Annotated in this window: 15 protein-coding genes; 10 read left to right on the top strand and 5 right to left on the bottom strand. The window is 68.6% G+C overall.

The window, feature by feature from the left end:
* Positions 1-5 precede the first annotated feature (5 nt).
* Together LOZ83_RS18925 and LOZ83_RS18930 are read right to left on the bottom strand one after the other, a co-directional pair.
* A complete protein-coding gene (locus LOZ83_RS18925) occupies positions 6-632 on the bottom strand; it encodes a DJ-1/PfpI family protein (protein ID WP_236792167.1) in 627 nt (208 codons plus the stop codon).
* 30 nt (positions 633-662) lie between these two features.
* Positions 663-1,382 carry a TetR/AcrR family transcriptional regulator gene (locus tag LOZ83_RS18930; RefSeq protein ID WP_236792168.1) on the bottom strand — a complete coding sequence of 240 codons (720 nt, stop codon included), beginning with the start codon at positions 1,380-1,382 and terminating at the stop codon, positions 663-665.
* A 116-nt stretch (positions 1,383-1,498) separates the two neighbouring features.
* Between LOZ83_RS18930 and LOZ83_RS18935 the strand changes: the two genes are divergently transcribed.
* A complete protein-coding gene (locus LOZ83_RS18935) occupies positions 1,499-2,404 on the top strand; it encodes an SMP-30/gluconolactonase/LRE family protein (protein ID WP_236792169.1) in 906 nt (301 codons plus the stop codon).
* A gap of 25 nt (positions 2,405-2,429) precedes the next feature.
* Positions 2,430-3,416 carry an LLM class flavin-dependent oxidoreductase gene (locus LOZ83_RS18940; protein ID WP_236792170.1) on the top strand — a complete coding sequence of 329 codons (987 nt, stop codon included), beginning with the start codon at positions 2,430-2,432 and terminating at the stop codon, positions 3,414-3,416.
* A 53-nt stretch (positions 3,417-3,469) separates the two neighbouring features.
* On the opposite strand, the gene LOZ83_RS18945 is transcribed toward LOZ83_RS18940, so the two are convergent.
* Entirely contained in the window at positions 3,470-4,189 is a 720-nt protein-coding gene (locus LOZ83_RS18945) for an SDR family oxidoreductase (RefSeq protein WP_236792171.1), read from the bottom strand.
* A 105-nt stretch (positions 4,190-4,294) separates the two neighbouring features.
* Here LOZ83_RS18945 and LOZ83_RS18950 point away from each other — a divergent pair, with 105 nt between their 5' ends.
* A complete protein-coding gene (locus tag LOZ83_RS18950) occupies positions 4,295-4,894 on the top strand; it encodes a TetR/AcrR family transcriptional regulator (protein WP_236792172.1) in 600 nt (199 codons plus the stop codon).
* Positions 4,895-4,901: 7 nt separating this feature from the next.
* Here the strand turns inward: LOZ83_RS18950 and LOZ83_RS18955 are convergent, their stop codons facing one another.
* Both LOZ83_RS18955 and LOZ83_RS18960 read right to left on the bottom strand, forming a co-directional pair.
* Positions 4,902-5,012: a nitroreductase/quinone reductase family protein gene (locus tag LOZ83_RS18955; protein ID WP_236792173.1), complete on the bottom strand. Its 111-nt coding sequence runs from the start codon at positions 5,010-5,012 to the stop codon at positions 4,902-4,904.
* Between the two features lie 176 nt (positions 5,013-5,188).
* Entirely contained in the window at positions 5,189-5,962 is a 774-nt protein-coding gene (locus LOZ83_RS18960; protein WP_236792174.1) for an IclR family transcriptional regulator C-terminal domain-containing protein, read from the bottom strand.
* A gap of 166 nt (positions 5,963-6,128) precedes the next feature.
* On the opposite strand from LOZ83_RS18960, the gene LOZ83_RS18965 reads away from it, so the two are divergent.
* Genes LOZ83_RS18965 through LOZ83_RS18995 form a run of 7 tightly spaced genes read left to right on the top strand, consistent with a single transcriptional unit; the run spans position 6,129 to position 13,381 of the window.
* Complete coding sequence (locus LOZ83_RS18965) at positions 6,129-6,650, top strand: nuclear transport factor 2 family protein (RefSeq protein WP_236792175.1); 522 nt, start codon at positions 6,129-6,131, stop codon at positions 6,648-6,650.
* Positions 6,651-6,696: 46 nt separating this feature from the next.
* The gene (locus tag LOZ83_RS18970; RefSeq protein ID WP_236792176.1) at positions 6,697-7,872 is read left to right on the top strand and encodes a serine hydrolase; all 1,176 of its coding nucleotides are present in this window, start codon (positions 6,697-6,699) and stop codon (positions 7,870-7,872) included.
* 2 nt (positions 7,873-7,874) lie between these two features.
* Positions 7,875-8,705 carry a mycofactocin-coupled SDR family oxidoreductase gene (locus tag LOZ83_RS18975; protein ID WP_236792177.1) on the top strand — a complete coding sequence of 277 codons (831 nt, stop codon included), beginning with the start codon at positions 7,875-7,877 and terminating at the stop codon, positions 8,703-8,705.
* Between the two features lie 26 nt (positions 8,706-8,731).
* Positions 8,732-9,550, top strand: a complete 819-nt coding sequence (locus tag LOZ83_RS18980; protein WP_236792178.1) for a cupin domain-containing protein — start codon at positions 8,732-8,734, stop codon at positions 9,548-9,550.
* Positions 9,547-10,521 carry a fumarylacetoacetate hydrolase family protein gene (locus LOZ83_RS18985; RefSeq protein WP_236792179.1) on the top strand — a complete coding sequence of 325 codons (975 nt, stop codon included), beginning with the start codon at positions 9,547-9,549 and terminating at the stop codon, positions 10,519-10,521. The genes LOZ83_RS18980 and LOZ83_RS18985 overlap by 4 nt, the downstream gene beginning before the upstream one ends.
* A gap of 20 nt (positions 10,522-10,541) precedes the next feature.
* Entirely contained in the window at positions 10,542-11,378 is an 837-nt protein-coding gene (locus tag LOZ83_RS18990) for a mycofactocin-coupled SDR family oxidoreductase (protein WP_236792180.1), read from the top strand.
* 14 nt (positions 11,379-11,392) lie between these two features.
* Complete coding sequence (locus LOZ83_RS18995) at positions 11,393-13,381, top strand: acetoacetate--CoA ligase (protein WP_236792181.1); 1,989 nt, start codon at positions 11,393-11,395, stop codon at positions 13,379-13,381.
* Positions 13,382-13,416 lie beyond the last annotated feature (35 nt).

A 13,416-nucleotide genomic window follows, 5' to 3' on the forward strand; every position in this document is an offset into this window, starting at 1 on the left:
GAGGATCACGAGCGGCGCCACACGGTGCCGCGCTGTTCGTACTCCAGCACCGACTCCACACCGGCGGCGACCGCGGCCCCCAGCTCGCGGGTGACCAGCCAGAGCGCGAGATCCAGCCCGGACGTCACGCCGCCCGCGGTGATCAGGTCGCCGTCGTCGACGACGCGGGCGTTGACCACCTGGGCTCCTTGGCCGGCCAGGTCCGCCGTGGCGAGGTGGTGAGTGGTGCAGGGACGGCCCTTGGTCAGGCCCGCGGCGGCGAGCACCATGACACCGGTGCAGACCCCGGCGATCAGGACCCCGGCTTGGTGCGCGCTGTTCAAGTCTTCCAGGAGAGCCTCGTTCTTGATCACGGCGTTGACGCCGGGGCCATCCTTCTTCGCGTAGCCACCGCCCGGGACGATGAGGAGGTCCGCGGCCGCCGGATCCCACTTCGCGGGCACGGCGAACTTCGTGCCGAACGTGCCGGCGACCTCGCCGGGCCCGCCGAACCTGGCCAGCGTCAGCTGGACCTGCCCACTCCGGTGGCCGGCATGGCCGAGCACGGCGACAGGACCGACGACGTCCTGCTCCTCGACGCCGTCGAACATCAGGATCTGGACCCGTAGCGGTCCGGATCGGGGCTGAGCCATGAGGCGCCTTCCTGTCGTTGAGCTTCCGCCTCAGCTGTCGTGTGGGATGCCCGCGAAGTTCCCGGCGGGGGAGGACGAGCCCAGCATCCGGGCGGCAAGCTCGGCGTAGGACTCGCCGAGGACCTCGGGCGAGTCCGCGCCGTCGAGGCGGTACCAGCGCACCAGATCGATGCCGAGCGACAGGATCGCGCGCACCGCACGGTCGATGTCGGGCACATCGAAGACGCCTTCCCGGACTCCGCGTGCCACGGCGGTCTGCAGCGTCGCGGAGAACTGCTGCCGAAGGCCGAGAATCTCGCCGAAATGCGCCGGCTCGAGTGCTGCCAGTTCGTACTGGCAGACCCTTGCCACGGTGTGGTGGCGTGCGTGCCACGACACGTGCCGGGCCACCAGTTGCCGGAGGTGGCGCCGCGTGTCGCCGTCGTCGTGCTGGGCCGTCAGCGCCGCGAGGGCGCGCTGGTGACCGGTCCGCGCGATGTGGAACAGAACGGCTTCCTTCGACGGGAAGTGCACGTACAGCGAACCGGGACTGAGGCCGACGACGGCGGTGATGTCACGGGTGGTGGTGGCGTGAAAACCCTTGCGGGCGAAGCACTGCACCGCCGAGGACAGCAGCGCGCGAGCCACCGGGGAGGTGTCCTCGCCCCAGAACTCGTCCGGGATCGATTCGGGGCCGAGGTTGGTCGTGAGCTCCATCGCGGCCGACGCCGGGTATCTGCCGCCGCCGCGCCGGCGCTCTTTCCCTGACATCGAAGCTCTCTCCTCGACTTGACACGTCCCGGCCTCGCGGCCATGGTAACTGTGCGCTCAGTTAGTTGGCGCGAAGACCTGCCGAACTGTCGACGACGACGTAAGGAGAGGTCGCGATGGGATCAGGACCCGCGACCAGGCAACCGACCCTCGTGCTCGAGGGCTTCTCTTACCTCGAGTGCCCGAGATGGCACGACGGCCGGCTGTGGGTGTCGGACTTCTATACCGAGAAGGTCGTGGCGATCGACGGCCGCGGTGGCGCCGAGGATGTCGCCGAGGTTCCCGGACAGCCGTCGGGCCTGGGGTTCCTGCCCGACGGGCGCCTGCTCATCGCGTCGATGCGCGACCATCGCGTCCTCGTGCGCGACGGGTCGGGGCGGCTGGAGGAGCACGCGGATCTGTCCGGCGTGGTGTCCGGGGTGCTCAACGACATGATCGTCGACGACCACGGACGCGCTTGGGTGGGCAACTTCGGCTTCGACCTCATGGGCGGCGCTCCACTGCGCGACACCACGCTGACCCGTGTCGATGCGGACGGGAGCGTTTCCGTCGCCGCCGAGGACCTGAGGTTTCCCAACGGCATGGTGATCCTGCCCGGCGGGGTGCTGGTCGTCGCCGAGACCTTCGCCGGGCGGTTGACCGCCTTCGACATCGGCGAGGACGGCGAGTTGAGCGGGCGGCGCGTGTGGGCGCAGTTCGGGCAGGCCCCGCAGACCGACGACGTCGGAGAGGCGGTGCAGGGCCTCGAGGTGGCCCCGGACGGTATCTGCGCCGACGCCGAGGGCGCGATCTGGGTGGCCGACGCCGTGCACAACCGCGTCATCCGGGTTCAAGAGGGTGGCCGGATCCTCGACGAGATCGACGCCGGCACCGGGGTCTTCGCCTGCATGCTCGGCGGCGACGACGGGCGGACGTTGTTCCTCTGCGCGGCGCCGTCCTTCGCCGAGCACGAACGACGTCCGGTCCGTGAGGCCCAACTCCTCGCGGTCGGTGTCGAGGTCCCGCACGCCGGCCTGCCCTGATCCGACGAGTGAAATGGAGGGGCCCATGGAGGTCTCCTGCGCTTTCCCGACCGCACTGGATTCGCCGGACAACATCGCCCTGGCCGAAGAGCTCGGCTATAGCCGGGCGTGGGTCTACGACACGCCCCAGCAGAGCCCCGATGTGTGGATGACCCTCGCGCTGGCCGCCGAGCGGACCGAGCGGATCGGCCTCGCCCCCGGTGTGCTGGTGCCCAGCCTGCGGCATCCGATGGTCAACGCCGCGGCGACCGCCACCCTCGCCGCGCTGGCGCCCGGCCGCGTCGCGGTCGCCTTCGGCACCGGGTTCACCGGCCGCCGTGCCATGGGATACCGCGCGATCACCTGGTCCTATATGGACTCTTACATCCGGGCCTACCGCGGTCTCCTGCGGGGCGACGTCGTCGAGTGGGAGGGCGCGCAGATGCGGATGCTGCATCCGGATGGGCACGCCCCGGCCCGGCCCGTCGACGTCCCCATCCTGATCGGGGCGCTGGGGCCGAAGGGGCACCGGGTGGCCAAAGAGCTCGGCGACGGGCTGTACGTCACGCTGCAGCTGCCCGAGTTCATGAGCGAGTACTCGTGGGTGCCCTATCTCGTGTGGGGCACGGTGCTCGACCAGGGCGAAGGCACCGACAGCGAGCACGCACGCCAGGCCGCCGGCCCCGGTTGGGCCTTGGCCTATCACGGCGCCTACGAGTTCGGCGGCTCCTCGGCGGTGCGCGCGCTCCCGGGTGGCACGGAGTGGATGGACGTGGTGGAGCAGACGTCGCCGGAGCAGCGGCACCTCGCGGTCCACACCGGTCACTGCGTGGAACTGGGGGAGGCCGACCAGGCGGCGTGGAAGGCCGGCGGCCACACGATGTTGCGGGACGTGACTATGAGCGGGACCCGCGGACAGATCCGGGAGCGGCTGGACGAGGTCGCCGCCCAGGGCGTCACCGAGATCGTCTTCCAGCCCTGCGGGCCCGATATCCGGGCCGAGCTGGAGAAGTTCCTCGACGCGGCGAGGTAGTGAAAGGGCTGCCAGGGTCACGCGACCCTGGCAGCCCTTTGCTGTCAGAGCTGTCAGAGCTGGACGAAGCGGGCGCCCCCGTCGACCTCGACGATCGTCCCGGTCATCGACGTGTTGGTCGCCAGCAGCGCCACCGCCCCGGCGATCTCGTCCGCGCTCGACACGTGACCGACCGGCAGGCCCGCCTCCGCGGCGGTGAACCAGGCGATGCGGTCCTGCTCGGGCATGTCGTTCCACCAGGGCGTGTCGACCAGGCCGGGGGCCACCGCGTTCACCCGCCGCGGGGCGAGTTCGACGGCCAGCGGTCGCACCAGTGCTTCCACGGCCGCGTTGAGCGCGCCGATGCCGGCGGTTCCGGGCATCGCGGCGTGCGCGCTGATCGCGCCGACGAGTGTGATGGACGCTTGCTTGGCCAGGTGCGGCAGGGTCGCCTGCAGCACCGTCATCGTGGGCCAGAACTTCGCTTCGAACGCTCGCCGCAGTGCCGCGAGGTCGAGGTCGGCGAGCGTGCCGGCGCCCTCGGATCCGGCGAGTGTGACCACCAGAGCGTCGACGGGCGCGAGGGCGGCGGCCAGCTCGGCGACAGCCGCCGGGTCGTTGCCGTCCACGCGGTGCGCGACGAGTTCCGGAGCAGTGTCGGCCACCGCGGCGACCTTCGTGGCGTCGCGGCTCGCGACGTGCACTGTGTCGCCGCCGGCCGCGAGCCGCCGGGCAGCGGCCAGGCCGATGCCGGACGTGCCTCCGACGACGAGTGTGGTCCGGGTTGTTTCCAAGGCAGAAGCTCCTACGAATCGAAACGGTTCGGTTCGATATTGAGCCTATCAGGGTGCGGGGGTAAATCGCTACGACCCGTCTCGAAACCGGTAGCATGTGCTGGCATGGACGCAGCCGAGGACACTGAGCTGGCGCGGCGCAGGCCGGGCCGGCGACGCAGCGAGGACAGCCGGGACGCGATTCTGCGGGCCGCCGCCGAACTCGTCGTCGAACGGGGCTATGCGGCGGTCTCGATCGAGAAGATCGCTCAGCGGGCCGGGACCGGCAAGCAGACGATCTACCGCTGGTGGCAGTCCAAGGGTGACGTGTTGATGGAGGCCCTCGCGCGCAAGGCCGAGGTGCACATCCCGCTGCCCGACGAAGGCAGCTGGCCCGCCGACCTGCGGCGCATGCTGGAGGACAGCTTCGCCCTGGCCCGGGCACCGCAGCTCGGCGAGCTGCTGCGCGCCCTCATGGTCGAAGCGCAACTCGACTCCGCTTTCGGCGCACGCTTCCGCACGGAGTTCCTGGAGCGCCGCCGCGCCGCTCTCGCCACACTCGTCGAGCGCGCCCGCCGGCGGGGCGATCTGCCCGCCACCGTCACCGCGGGCTTCGCGGCCGACGTGGTGTTCGGTGTGCTCTGGTATCGGTTGCTGGCGGTCCCGCAGCCCTTCGACCGCCGCCTGACCGACCGCCTCGTGGCGCTGCTGACCATCGCCGCGTAGTGCCGTCTCAGGAAGCTTCGAGCAGGACGAGCGGAATCTCCCGCGTCGTGCGGACCTGGTAGTCGGCGTACTGGGGAAAGGCCTCGACCGCGCGACGCCACCACAGTTCCCGCTCCAACTGGGATTCGTCGGTGCGCCACCCAGGAAAGCCCGCCAGGTATTGGCCGTGGCTGGTTTCCCTCTGTTTTGTTGCTGCGTAACGAGATTCAGCGCAGCGTGCGTTATTCGCATGAACGTGCGCTGACCGCATTGGGGTTGTCACCGATAGCCGCCAGCGTCAACGGGGAACCGGTGTCAGTTGAGTACGGCGAGATCCGACTCGATGCGCTTCGCGGTTTCTTGCAGGTGCGGCAGAAGGTCGCTGACGAGCTTGCGTGCGGAGTATGCGGCCGCGAGGACGCCGATCGAGATGGCGGCGACGACCTCGTCGTGCCGATCGTGTACCGGCACGGCGATGGTACGCAGCCCCATCTCGAGCTCCTCGTCGCCGAGGGCGTAGCCCTGATTGGCCACGGTGGTGAGCCGCTTGCGCAAGGCCGGCTTCTCGATGATCGTGTACCGGGTGACCGGCGTCAGTTCCACGCGCTCGAGATAGGCCTCACGCGCTTCGGCTGCCTGCGCGGCGAGCAGCACGTGGCCGAGCGGGCTCTGGTAGGCCGGAATCCGTAGCCCGACCCGGACATTGATGCTCACCAGGCGCCGGGCCTGCACGCCGGCGAGATACACGATCTCATCGCCGTCCAGGACGAAGGCCATGGACGTCTCGTGGATCTCGCTGGTGAGCTGGGCGAGGTGCGGCTGGATGACATCCGGGAAGTCCACTGTGCCCAGATAGGCCTGAGCCAGTTCGAGAACTCTGGGCCGGACAAAGAAGTTCGTGCCGTCGACGCCGATGTAACCGAGCTCGGCCAGGGTGTGCAGCAGGCGCCGCGCGACGGCGCGGTCCACGCCGACTTCCCTGGCGACGTCCGAGATGGACAACCGCGTGCGGTCCTCGCCGAAGCAGCGAAGGACGGCCAGTCCGCGGTCGAGCGACTGGACATAGGGGCCATCGCCCGCGCGAGCCATGCGGTTCTCCCTCTCGACCTTCGTCCCCGGGTGTCCGGAAATGCTACCGCACACCGGTGCGCATTCTGCCCCGCTCCCCGTTGGCTTGTTGACACGCCTTCCGGCCACGTGACAGTCTGTGCGCTAACAGCTCAAGCATGCGTTATCCGCACGAAGGAGTGCTGGTGTGACCGAGAGTCCCGCGTCCCGGCTCGCTGACCGGATGCAGATCCAGGACTGTCTCCACCGCTATGCCCGGGCGGTCGACCGGCTGGACTACGACGGCATCGCGGCGTGCTACTTCGAAGACGCCACCGACACGCATGGTTCGTACGTCGGCCCGGTGGCCGGGTTGGTGGACGACATCCGGCGCCGGCACGAGACGATCGACGCGGCGCAGCATTTCGTGACAAACGTGCTCATCGATTTCGATGGCGACGACCGCGCGTTCGTCGAGTCCTATTGCCTCGCCTTCCTTCGGCAGCAGGGCGTCGACGGCTCGCCGTCGCAATCCGAGGCGATCACGCGGTGCCGGTACGTGGATCGCTTCGAACGGCGAGACGGGCGTTGGGCGATCGCCGATCGGGTCGTGGTGTTCGACGAGTCGGTATCGGTCGAAGTCGTGGACGCGCGTCGCGAGGACTGGGTCGCCGCTCAGCGCGACAAGTCCGATCCCGTCTTCTGGTGGGGACGTACCCCGCGGCCGTGACCGGTATCCGCCAGCCAACTATCCATACGAGAATGGGAAGACCGCGATGGCTGTTCAAGGCCGCTGGGAAGAACGATTCGCCCCACTCGCGCAGATCCTGGAGAAGAACCTCGCTTCGGGGGCCGACGTCGGGGCTTCGGTCGCCGTGATGCTCGACGGCAAGCCGGTCGTCGACCTCTGGGGTGGCTGGGTGGATCAGGCGCACACCAGGCCGTGGGCGCGGGACACGATCACGAATGTCTGGTCGAACACCAAGACGGTGACGGCACTGGCCGCGCTGATTCTCATCGACCGCGGCGAGTTGGATCCCTGCGCCCCGGTGGCGACCTACTGGCCGGAGTTCGCCGCGAACGGCAAGGAAAAGATCGAGGTCCGGCACATCCTGTCCCACACCTCGGGGGTGGCGGGCTGGGACCTGCCGGTCACGATGGACGACGTCTACGACCCCGAGAAGTCGGTGGCGATGCTGGCCGCGCAGGCGCCGTGGTGGGAGCCCGGCACGGCCGGCGGCTACCACGGGCTCAGTATCGGCCATCTGGTGGGCGAACTCGTGCGGCGCGTGACGGGACTGAGCCTCGGCCGGTTCGTCGCGCGGGAGATCGCGGCCCCGCTCGGCGCCGACTTCCACATTGGACTCCCGGAGTCCGAGGACCCGCGGATCTCCCCGCTGATCCTGCCGCCGCCGGGGCCGGCTTTCGACGAAGCCCTGGCCGACATCGACAAGGACAGTGTCGGCTACAAGGTCACGGTCGCGGGGCTGGCCACCGACCCGGCGACCACCTGGGACGTCCGGTGGCGCCGATCGGAGATCTGCGGTGCCGGCAACGGCCACGGCAACGCGCGATCACTCGCCGCCATTCAGGCGATCGTCTCGCACGGCGGCGAGTTCCAGGGCGTCCGGCTGCTGTCGGAAAAGACCTGCGACCTGATCTTCACCGAGCACGCCAAGGGCCCCGACCTCTATCTGGGGTTGCCCATCCGGTGGGGTGTCGGATACGCGCTGTCCTACCCCGAGGCGTTTCCGTACCTGCCGGACGGCCGGGTGTGTTTCTGGGCGGGCTGGGGCGGCTCGATGGTCATCAACGACCTCGACCGGCGGATGACCTTCGCCTACATCATGAACAAGATGGAACCCGGCGTGCTCGGCACCTATCAGGGAATCGTCGGTGGCCTCCGGAGCGAGGAACTGATCAGGGCGACTTACGCGGCATTGGAGGAATAGCAATGGGAAATCTGGCGAACAAGGTCGCTCTCATCACCGGCGGTGCCCGTGGGCAGGGGCGCGCACACGCGGTGGCCCTGGCGAAGCAGGGCGCCGACGTCGTACTGGTCGACGCCCCCGGACCGGTGGCTTCGGTCGGTTATGGGCTGGGCACGGAATCCGATCTCAGCGACACGGTCAAGCTTGTCCAGGAGCAGGGCCGCACGGCGCTCGCCATCCAGGGCGACGTCCGCAACTCGGCCGATCTGCGGCACGCCGTCACGAAGACGCTCGAGGCGTTCGGCCACCTGGACATCCTGCTCGCGAACGCGGGCATCGTCACCTACGGCCAACTGTCCGAAATGGACGACCAGCAGTGGCAGGACATGATCGACATCAACCTGACCGGCGTCGCGAACAGCATCCGCGCCGTGCTGCCGCACATGCTCGAACGTTCCTACGGGCGCATCGTCGTCACCGCGTCGCAGTCATCCCGGCGTGGCATGCCGAACCTGTCCCATTACTGCGCCGCGAAATGGGGGCTGATCGGACTGGTCAAGACCGTGGCTCTCGAAGTCGCGCCGTCGCTGGGCATCACCTGCAACGCGGTGCTGCCCGGTGGGGTCGACACGCCGATGATGCGCCACGACGAGGTGTACCGGGTCTTCGCGCCCGAACTGGACTCGCCGAGGGTCGAGGACCTGGAGGAACGGCTGCGGCGGTTCAACCCCATGCCCACCGCCTGGATCGAGCCGAGCGACATCTCGCACGGCGTGCTTTACCTCGTGAGCGAGGAGGCGCGTTACGTGTCGGGGGCGACACTCGACATCGCCGCGGCTTTCAACGCGTCCTGACCCGTACCCATTCAGAAAGGCTAGGCATGAACCAGGCGACGAACTGGAAGTCCGGCTGGACCGCGGCGAACCCGTTGGACATCAAGACAATGCTGACCGGCAAGGACGACGGAACGTGGGTCACGGGGCCGGCCGCACGGTATCGCGATCTCGGTCTCGCCGAAGCCACCGGTGATCTGCTCCGCGCACGGCATGTTCGTGGTGGCGTGGCGACCGGCTGGCAGTTCCACGACCTGGATTTCCAGTGGTTCTTCGTGCTGAACGGCGAGCTCGAGATCCGCACCGAGGACGGCCGGGAGCTCACCCTCGGCAAGGGTGCTTCGGCCTACCAGCCACCGTTCTGGCGCCATCAGATCCATTCGGTTTCCGAGGACTACGAGGCGATCGAGGTCACCGGCCCCGCGGACTTCGGGACCGTGACAGGCCAGGACGCGGCCAAACCAGCACGCGCCGCGGAGTTCGCGCACCTGAAAGGGATCTACACCTTCGACGAGCCGCAGGAGTACGTCCGCGGTGATGGCCCCCGCGCCTGGTCGCTGTACCGCGATCTGGGCACTCGCACGCCGACCGACGGCAGGGTGCACATCCACATCATCAAGCTCGACACCGAGCAGCCGTCTCCGCAAGGTGGCACCGGCGAGCACCATCACACGATGGCGCAGTGGTTCATGCCCATCCGGGGCTGGATCGACATTTCCGCCGAGGGGCAACCGGATCGGCGGCTGCATGCCGGCGACTTCATGATGCTGCAACGGGGTGCGGCTCACAACGCCTTCGACGCATCGCCGGACTACATGACGCTGGAATTCTGTGTACCGGCCGACTACGAGACGGTGGCGCGGTGATCCTGGCGACCCTGTGGGGCGGTGGAATCGACGGGACCCTGGTCGTGGTGAGCCGCGATCGCCGCCGCCTGGTGATTCCACCGCGTGGACCCCGGACGATGCAGCAGGCGCTGGATGAATGGTCGTTGTGGGAGCACGCGCTCGAAGACACGTTCGGAGAGCTCGACGACGAGCGTTACGGCTTCCCGGTGGAGCGCGCGAGGTTCGACGCGCCGCTCCCGCGTGCCTTTCACTGGGCGGAGGGCAGCTGCTACCTCCAGCACATGGAACGTATCCGGGGCAGCCGCAGCGAAGCCCTGCCTGTCGAGCATCTCCGCCGGCCGATCGTCTACCAGAGCGGCAGCGCGCGGAACATGGCCCCGCGTGGTGATATCGCGCTGCCGGACCCCGCGTGGGAGCTCGACCTCGAAGGGACGGTGGTGGTGATCACCGGAGCGATCCGCGGTGCGGCGAGTGAGGACGAGGCCGGGAAGGCGATTCGACTGGTGGGCATCACCAACGACCTGACTTACCGGAAGCTCTTGGTCGACGAGCGGCGGCAGGGGACGGGGGTCTACTGGTCCAAACCGGGTCGCGCCTACGCGCCGTTCGTGGTCACCCCGTCGACCCTCGACACCGCGTGGACCGGCGCGAACCTGCGCGCCGCCCTGCGTTGTGAGGTGAACGGAGACGCGCTCGGTGCACCGCGATCGGACCAGGACATCACCTTCGAATTTCCCCGGATCCTGGCGCACCTGACGGCAACCAGGCCATTGGTGCCGGGCTCGATCGTCGGTACCGGCACCGTCTCCAACGCCGATCCGGCGGCCGGCTATGCGTGTATCGCCGAGAAACGCGCCGTGGAGATCGCCAAGGACGGTGCGGCGACAACACCGTTCCTCGGCACAGGAGACACCGTCGGCATCGAGGCGCTCGGCGATGACGGGACCTCCCTATTCGGGCGGATCGAGCAGACCGTCGTCGCGGCGTGAAACGAAGGAGCCCAGTAGGAATGCCCAGGTTCGACGGACGGGTCGCGCTCATCACCGGCGCCGCTCGTGGTCAGGGCCGCGAGCACGCGGTGCGGTTCGCCGAGGCGGGAGCGGACGTGGTGCTCGTCGACGTGCCGGCGAAGGTCGAGTCGGTGCCCTACCCGCTCGGCACCACCGGCGAGTTGCACGAAACCCTTGCCCTGGTTGAACAACAGGGCCGGCGGGCGCTCGCGATCGAGGCCGACGTGCGCCGGATGGAGCAGCTGAGGGCCGCGGTGGCGCGTGCCGTCGAGGAGTTCGGCGCGGTCGACATCCTGGTGGCCAATGCCGGCATCGTCACCTATCGTCAGCTGTCCGATATGGACGATCAGATGTGGCGGGACACCATCGACGTCAACCTCACCGGGGTGGCCAACGCCATGCGCGCGGTCCTGGGCCACATGCTCGAGCGGCGCTACGGGCGGATTGTGGTGACCTCGTCGCAGGCCGGTCGCCGGGGCGTGCCGAACCTCGCGCACTACTCGGCGTCGAAATGGGGCTTGCTCGGGTTGGTGAAGGCGGTCGCGCTAGAAGTCGCGCCCACGCTGGGGATCACCTGCAACGCCGTGCTGCCCGGAGCCGTGGACACACCGATGATGCACCACGACGAGGTGTACGCCGTCTTCGCGCCCGATGTCCCCACACCCTCGCTGGCCGACCTCGAAGACAGGCTGGCGCGGCTGAACCCGATGCCGATCACCTGGCTCGAACCGGGCGACATCTCACCTGCGGTGCTGCATCTCGCGAGCGAGGAAGCGCGGTACATCTCGGGCGCGGCGATCGACGTCGCGGCGGCGTTCAATGCGAGCACTTCGTGACCGGGCGGGCCGGAATGACGACCCCTCGGGTGCTGTGGCGGCCGACGCCGGAATCGATCACCGCGACCCGGCTCCACCGGTTCGCCACCTGGGTCTCGCGGCGGCGGGGGATCACCTTCGGCGACCCCACCGACTACGACGCCGTGTGGCGCTGGTCCGTCGACCATCTCGACCAGTTCTGGGGCGACCTGGCGGCCTGGACCGGTGCGCTACCGGAGCCGACGGGACCCGTCCTGGCGAACCCGGCCATGCCGGGCGCGGTGTGGTTCCCGGACGCTCATCTCAACTTCGCCGAACAGGTACTGAAGAACGGCAGCGAGCGATATCCCGCTTTGGTCGTGGTGGACGAGAATCTGGAGACCGCGGAGGTGCCGTGGGCGTCCTTGCGTGGTCAGGTGGGCGCCTTCGCCGACACCTTGCGGGGACTCGGTGTGCGACGAGGTGACCGCGTGGCGGGCTACCTGCCCAACGGACCCGAGGCGGTGGTCGCCTTGCTCGGCGCCGCCGCGATCGGTGCCGTGTGGACGGTGTGTGCGCCCGACTTCGGTGCCAAGGCCGTGCTCGACCGGCTCGCTCAAGTGGAGCCCGCTGTCCTCGTGGCCGCCGACGGCTACCGATTCAATGGGAAGGAGTACGACCGCCGAGACCAGGTCATGGAAATAAAGGCGGCGTTGCCCACGCTGCGTGCCACCATTCTCGTGCCGGTCCTGCATCCTGCCGATGACCGCGACGGGACAATGCCCTGGCAGTCCGCGGTCGCGGATGAGCGGCAACCCCGGTTCGACCCGCTGCCGTTCGACCATCCACTGTGGATCGTTTATTCGTCGGGCACGACGGGGCTGCCCAAGGGCATCGTGCACGGCCACGGCGGCATCGTGCTCGAACAGGGGAAACAAGCCACGCTCCACAACGACATCGGCCCCGGCGACCGGTTCTACTGGTACGCGTCGACAGCGTGGATCATGTGGAACATCGCCGTTTCGGCGTTGCTGTCCGGGGCGACCGTGATCATCCACAACGGCAGCCCGTCCTATCCGGCGCTCGACGCGCAGTTCGCGATCGCCGAGAAGACCGGGATCACCTACCTCGGAACCAGTGCCGGCTATCTCAGCGCCTGCGAAAAGGCAGGTCTGGAGCCACGAGACCGGTTTGACCTTTCCTCGCTGCGCAGCATCGGCTCAACAGGCTCACCGCTACCCGCGTCGACGTTCGAGTGGGTCTACCGCGCGGTCAAATCCGACGTGTTCCTCAGTTCTTCCTCCGGCGGCACGGATATCGCGAGCGGCTTCATCGGCGGCACCACCTTGCTTCCCGTGGTGGCCGGTGAGCTGCAGCGACCGATGCTCGGGGTCGCCGCCGAAGCCTGGGACGGCAGCGGTCGGCCGGTCGTCGGTGAGCTGGGCGAGCTGGTCGTCACCAAGCCGATGCCGTCCATGCCAGTGGGGTTCTGGGGAGATCCGGACGGCGAGCGCTACCGGTCGACGTATTTCGAGCCCTGGCCGGGCGTGTGGCGGCATGGTGACTGGCTCGAGATCACCGGCCGCGGCACCTGCCGGATCATGGGCCGGTCCGATTCGACACTCAACCGCGGCGGCGTGCGGATGGGCACCGCCGAGATCTACGCAGCGGTCGACACGATTCCGGAAATCGCGGACTCGCTCGTACTCGGCGTGGAGGAGGCGGACGGCACCTACTACATGCCGTTGTTCGTGCGGCTCGCGCCCGGCGCGGACCTCACCGATCAGCTCGTCACGGCGATCCGCGAGGCCATCCGGACCAAGGCGAGCCCCCGCCATGTGCCCGACGAGGTGATCGCGGTTCCCGCCATCCCCCGCACCCGCACGGGCAAGCGTCTCGAAGTCCCGCTGAAACGCCTTTTCCAAGGCATGGACCCGGAAAAGGCCTTGAACGCCGCCTCGCTCGCCGATCCGTCCTCGGTGGAGACCTTCGTCGCGCTCGCCAGGAACCGGTTGCGCGATAGTGCGAAAAGTGGACTGGGTTGAGCGAAGAACGGCTCGTCCGGCCATGACGCCGCGCT

Origin of the sequence: Amycolatopsis sp. GM8, assembly GCF_021653975.1 — a bacterium.
GTDB lineage: Bacteria > Actinomycetota > Actinomycetes > Mycobacteriales > Pseudonocardiaceae > Amycolatopsis_E.

Coding starts and splice junctions, on each gene's coding strand:
- LOZ83_RS18980 (WP_236792178.1), top strand. CDS start 8,732: ATGAACCAGGCGACGAACTGGAAGTCCGGCTGGACCGCGGCGAACCCG.
- LOZ83_RS18940 (WP_236792170.1), top strand. CDS start 2,430: ATGGAGGTCTCCTGCGCTTTCCCGACCGCACTGGATTCGCCGGACAAC.
- LOZ83_RS18975 (WP_236792177.1), top strand. CDS start 7,875: ATGGGAAATCTGGCGAACAAGGTCGCTCTCATCACCGGCGGTGCCCGT.
- LOZ83_RS18925 (WP_236792167.1), bottom strand. CDS start 632: ATGGCTCAGCCCCGATCCGGACCGCTACGGGTCCAGATCCTGATGTTC.
- LOZ83_RS18995 (WP_236792181.1), top strand. CDS start 11,393: ATGACGACCCCTCGGGTGCTGTGGCGGCCGACGCCGGAATCGATCACC.
- LOZ83_RS18935 (WP_236792169.1), top strand. CDS start 1,499: ATGGGATCAGGACCCGCGACCAGGCAACCGACCCTCGTGCTCGAGGGC.
- LOZ83_RS18990 (WP_236792180.1), top strand. CDS start 10,542: ATGCCCAGGTTCGACGGACGGGTCGCGCTCATCACCGGCGCCGCTCGT.
- LOZ83_RS18930 (WP_236792168.1), bottom strand. CDS start 1,382: ATGTCAGGGAAAGAGCGCCGGCGCGGCGGCGGCAGATACCCGGCGTCG.
- LOZ83_RS18950 (WP_236792172.1), top strand. CDS start 4,295: ATGGACGCAGCCGAGGACACTGAGCTGGCGCGGCGCAGGCCGGGCCGG.
- LOZ83_RS18970 (WP_236792176.1), top strand. CDS start 6,697: ATGGCTGTTCAAGGCCGCTGGGAAGAACGATTCGCCCCACTCGCGCAG.
- LOZ83_RS18960 (WP_236792174.1), bottom strand. CDS start 5,962: ATGGCTCGCGCGGGCGATGGCCCCTATGTCCAGTCGCTCGACCGCGGA.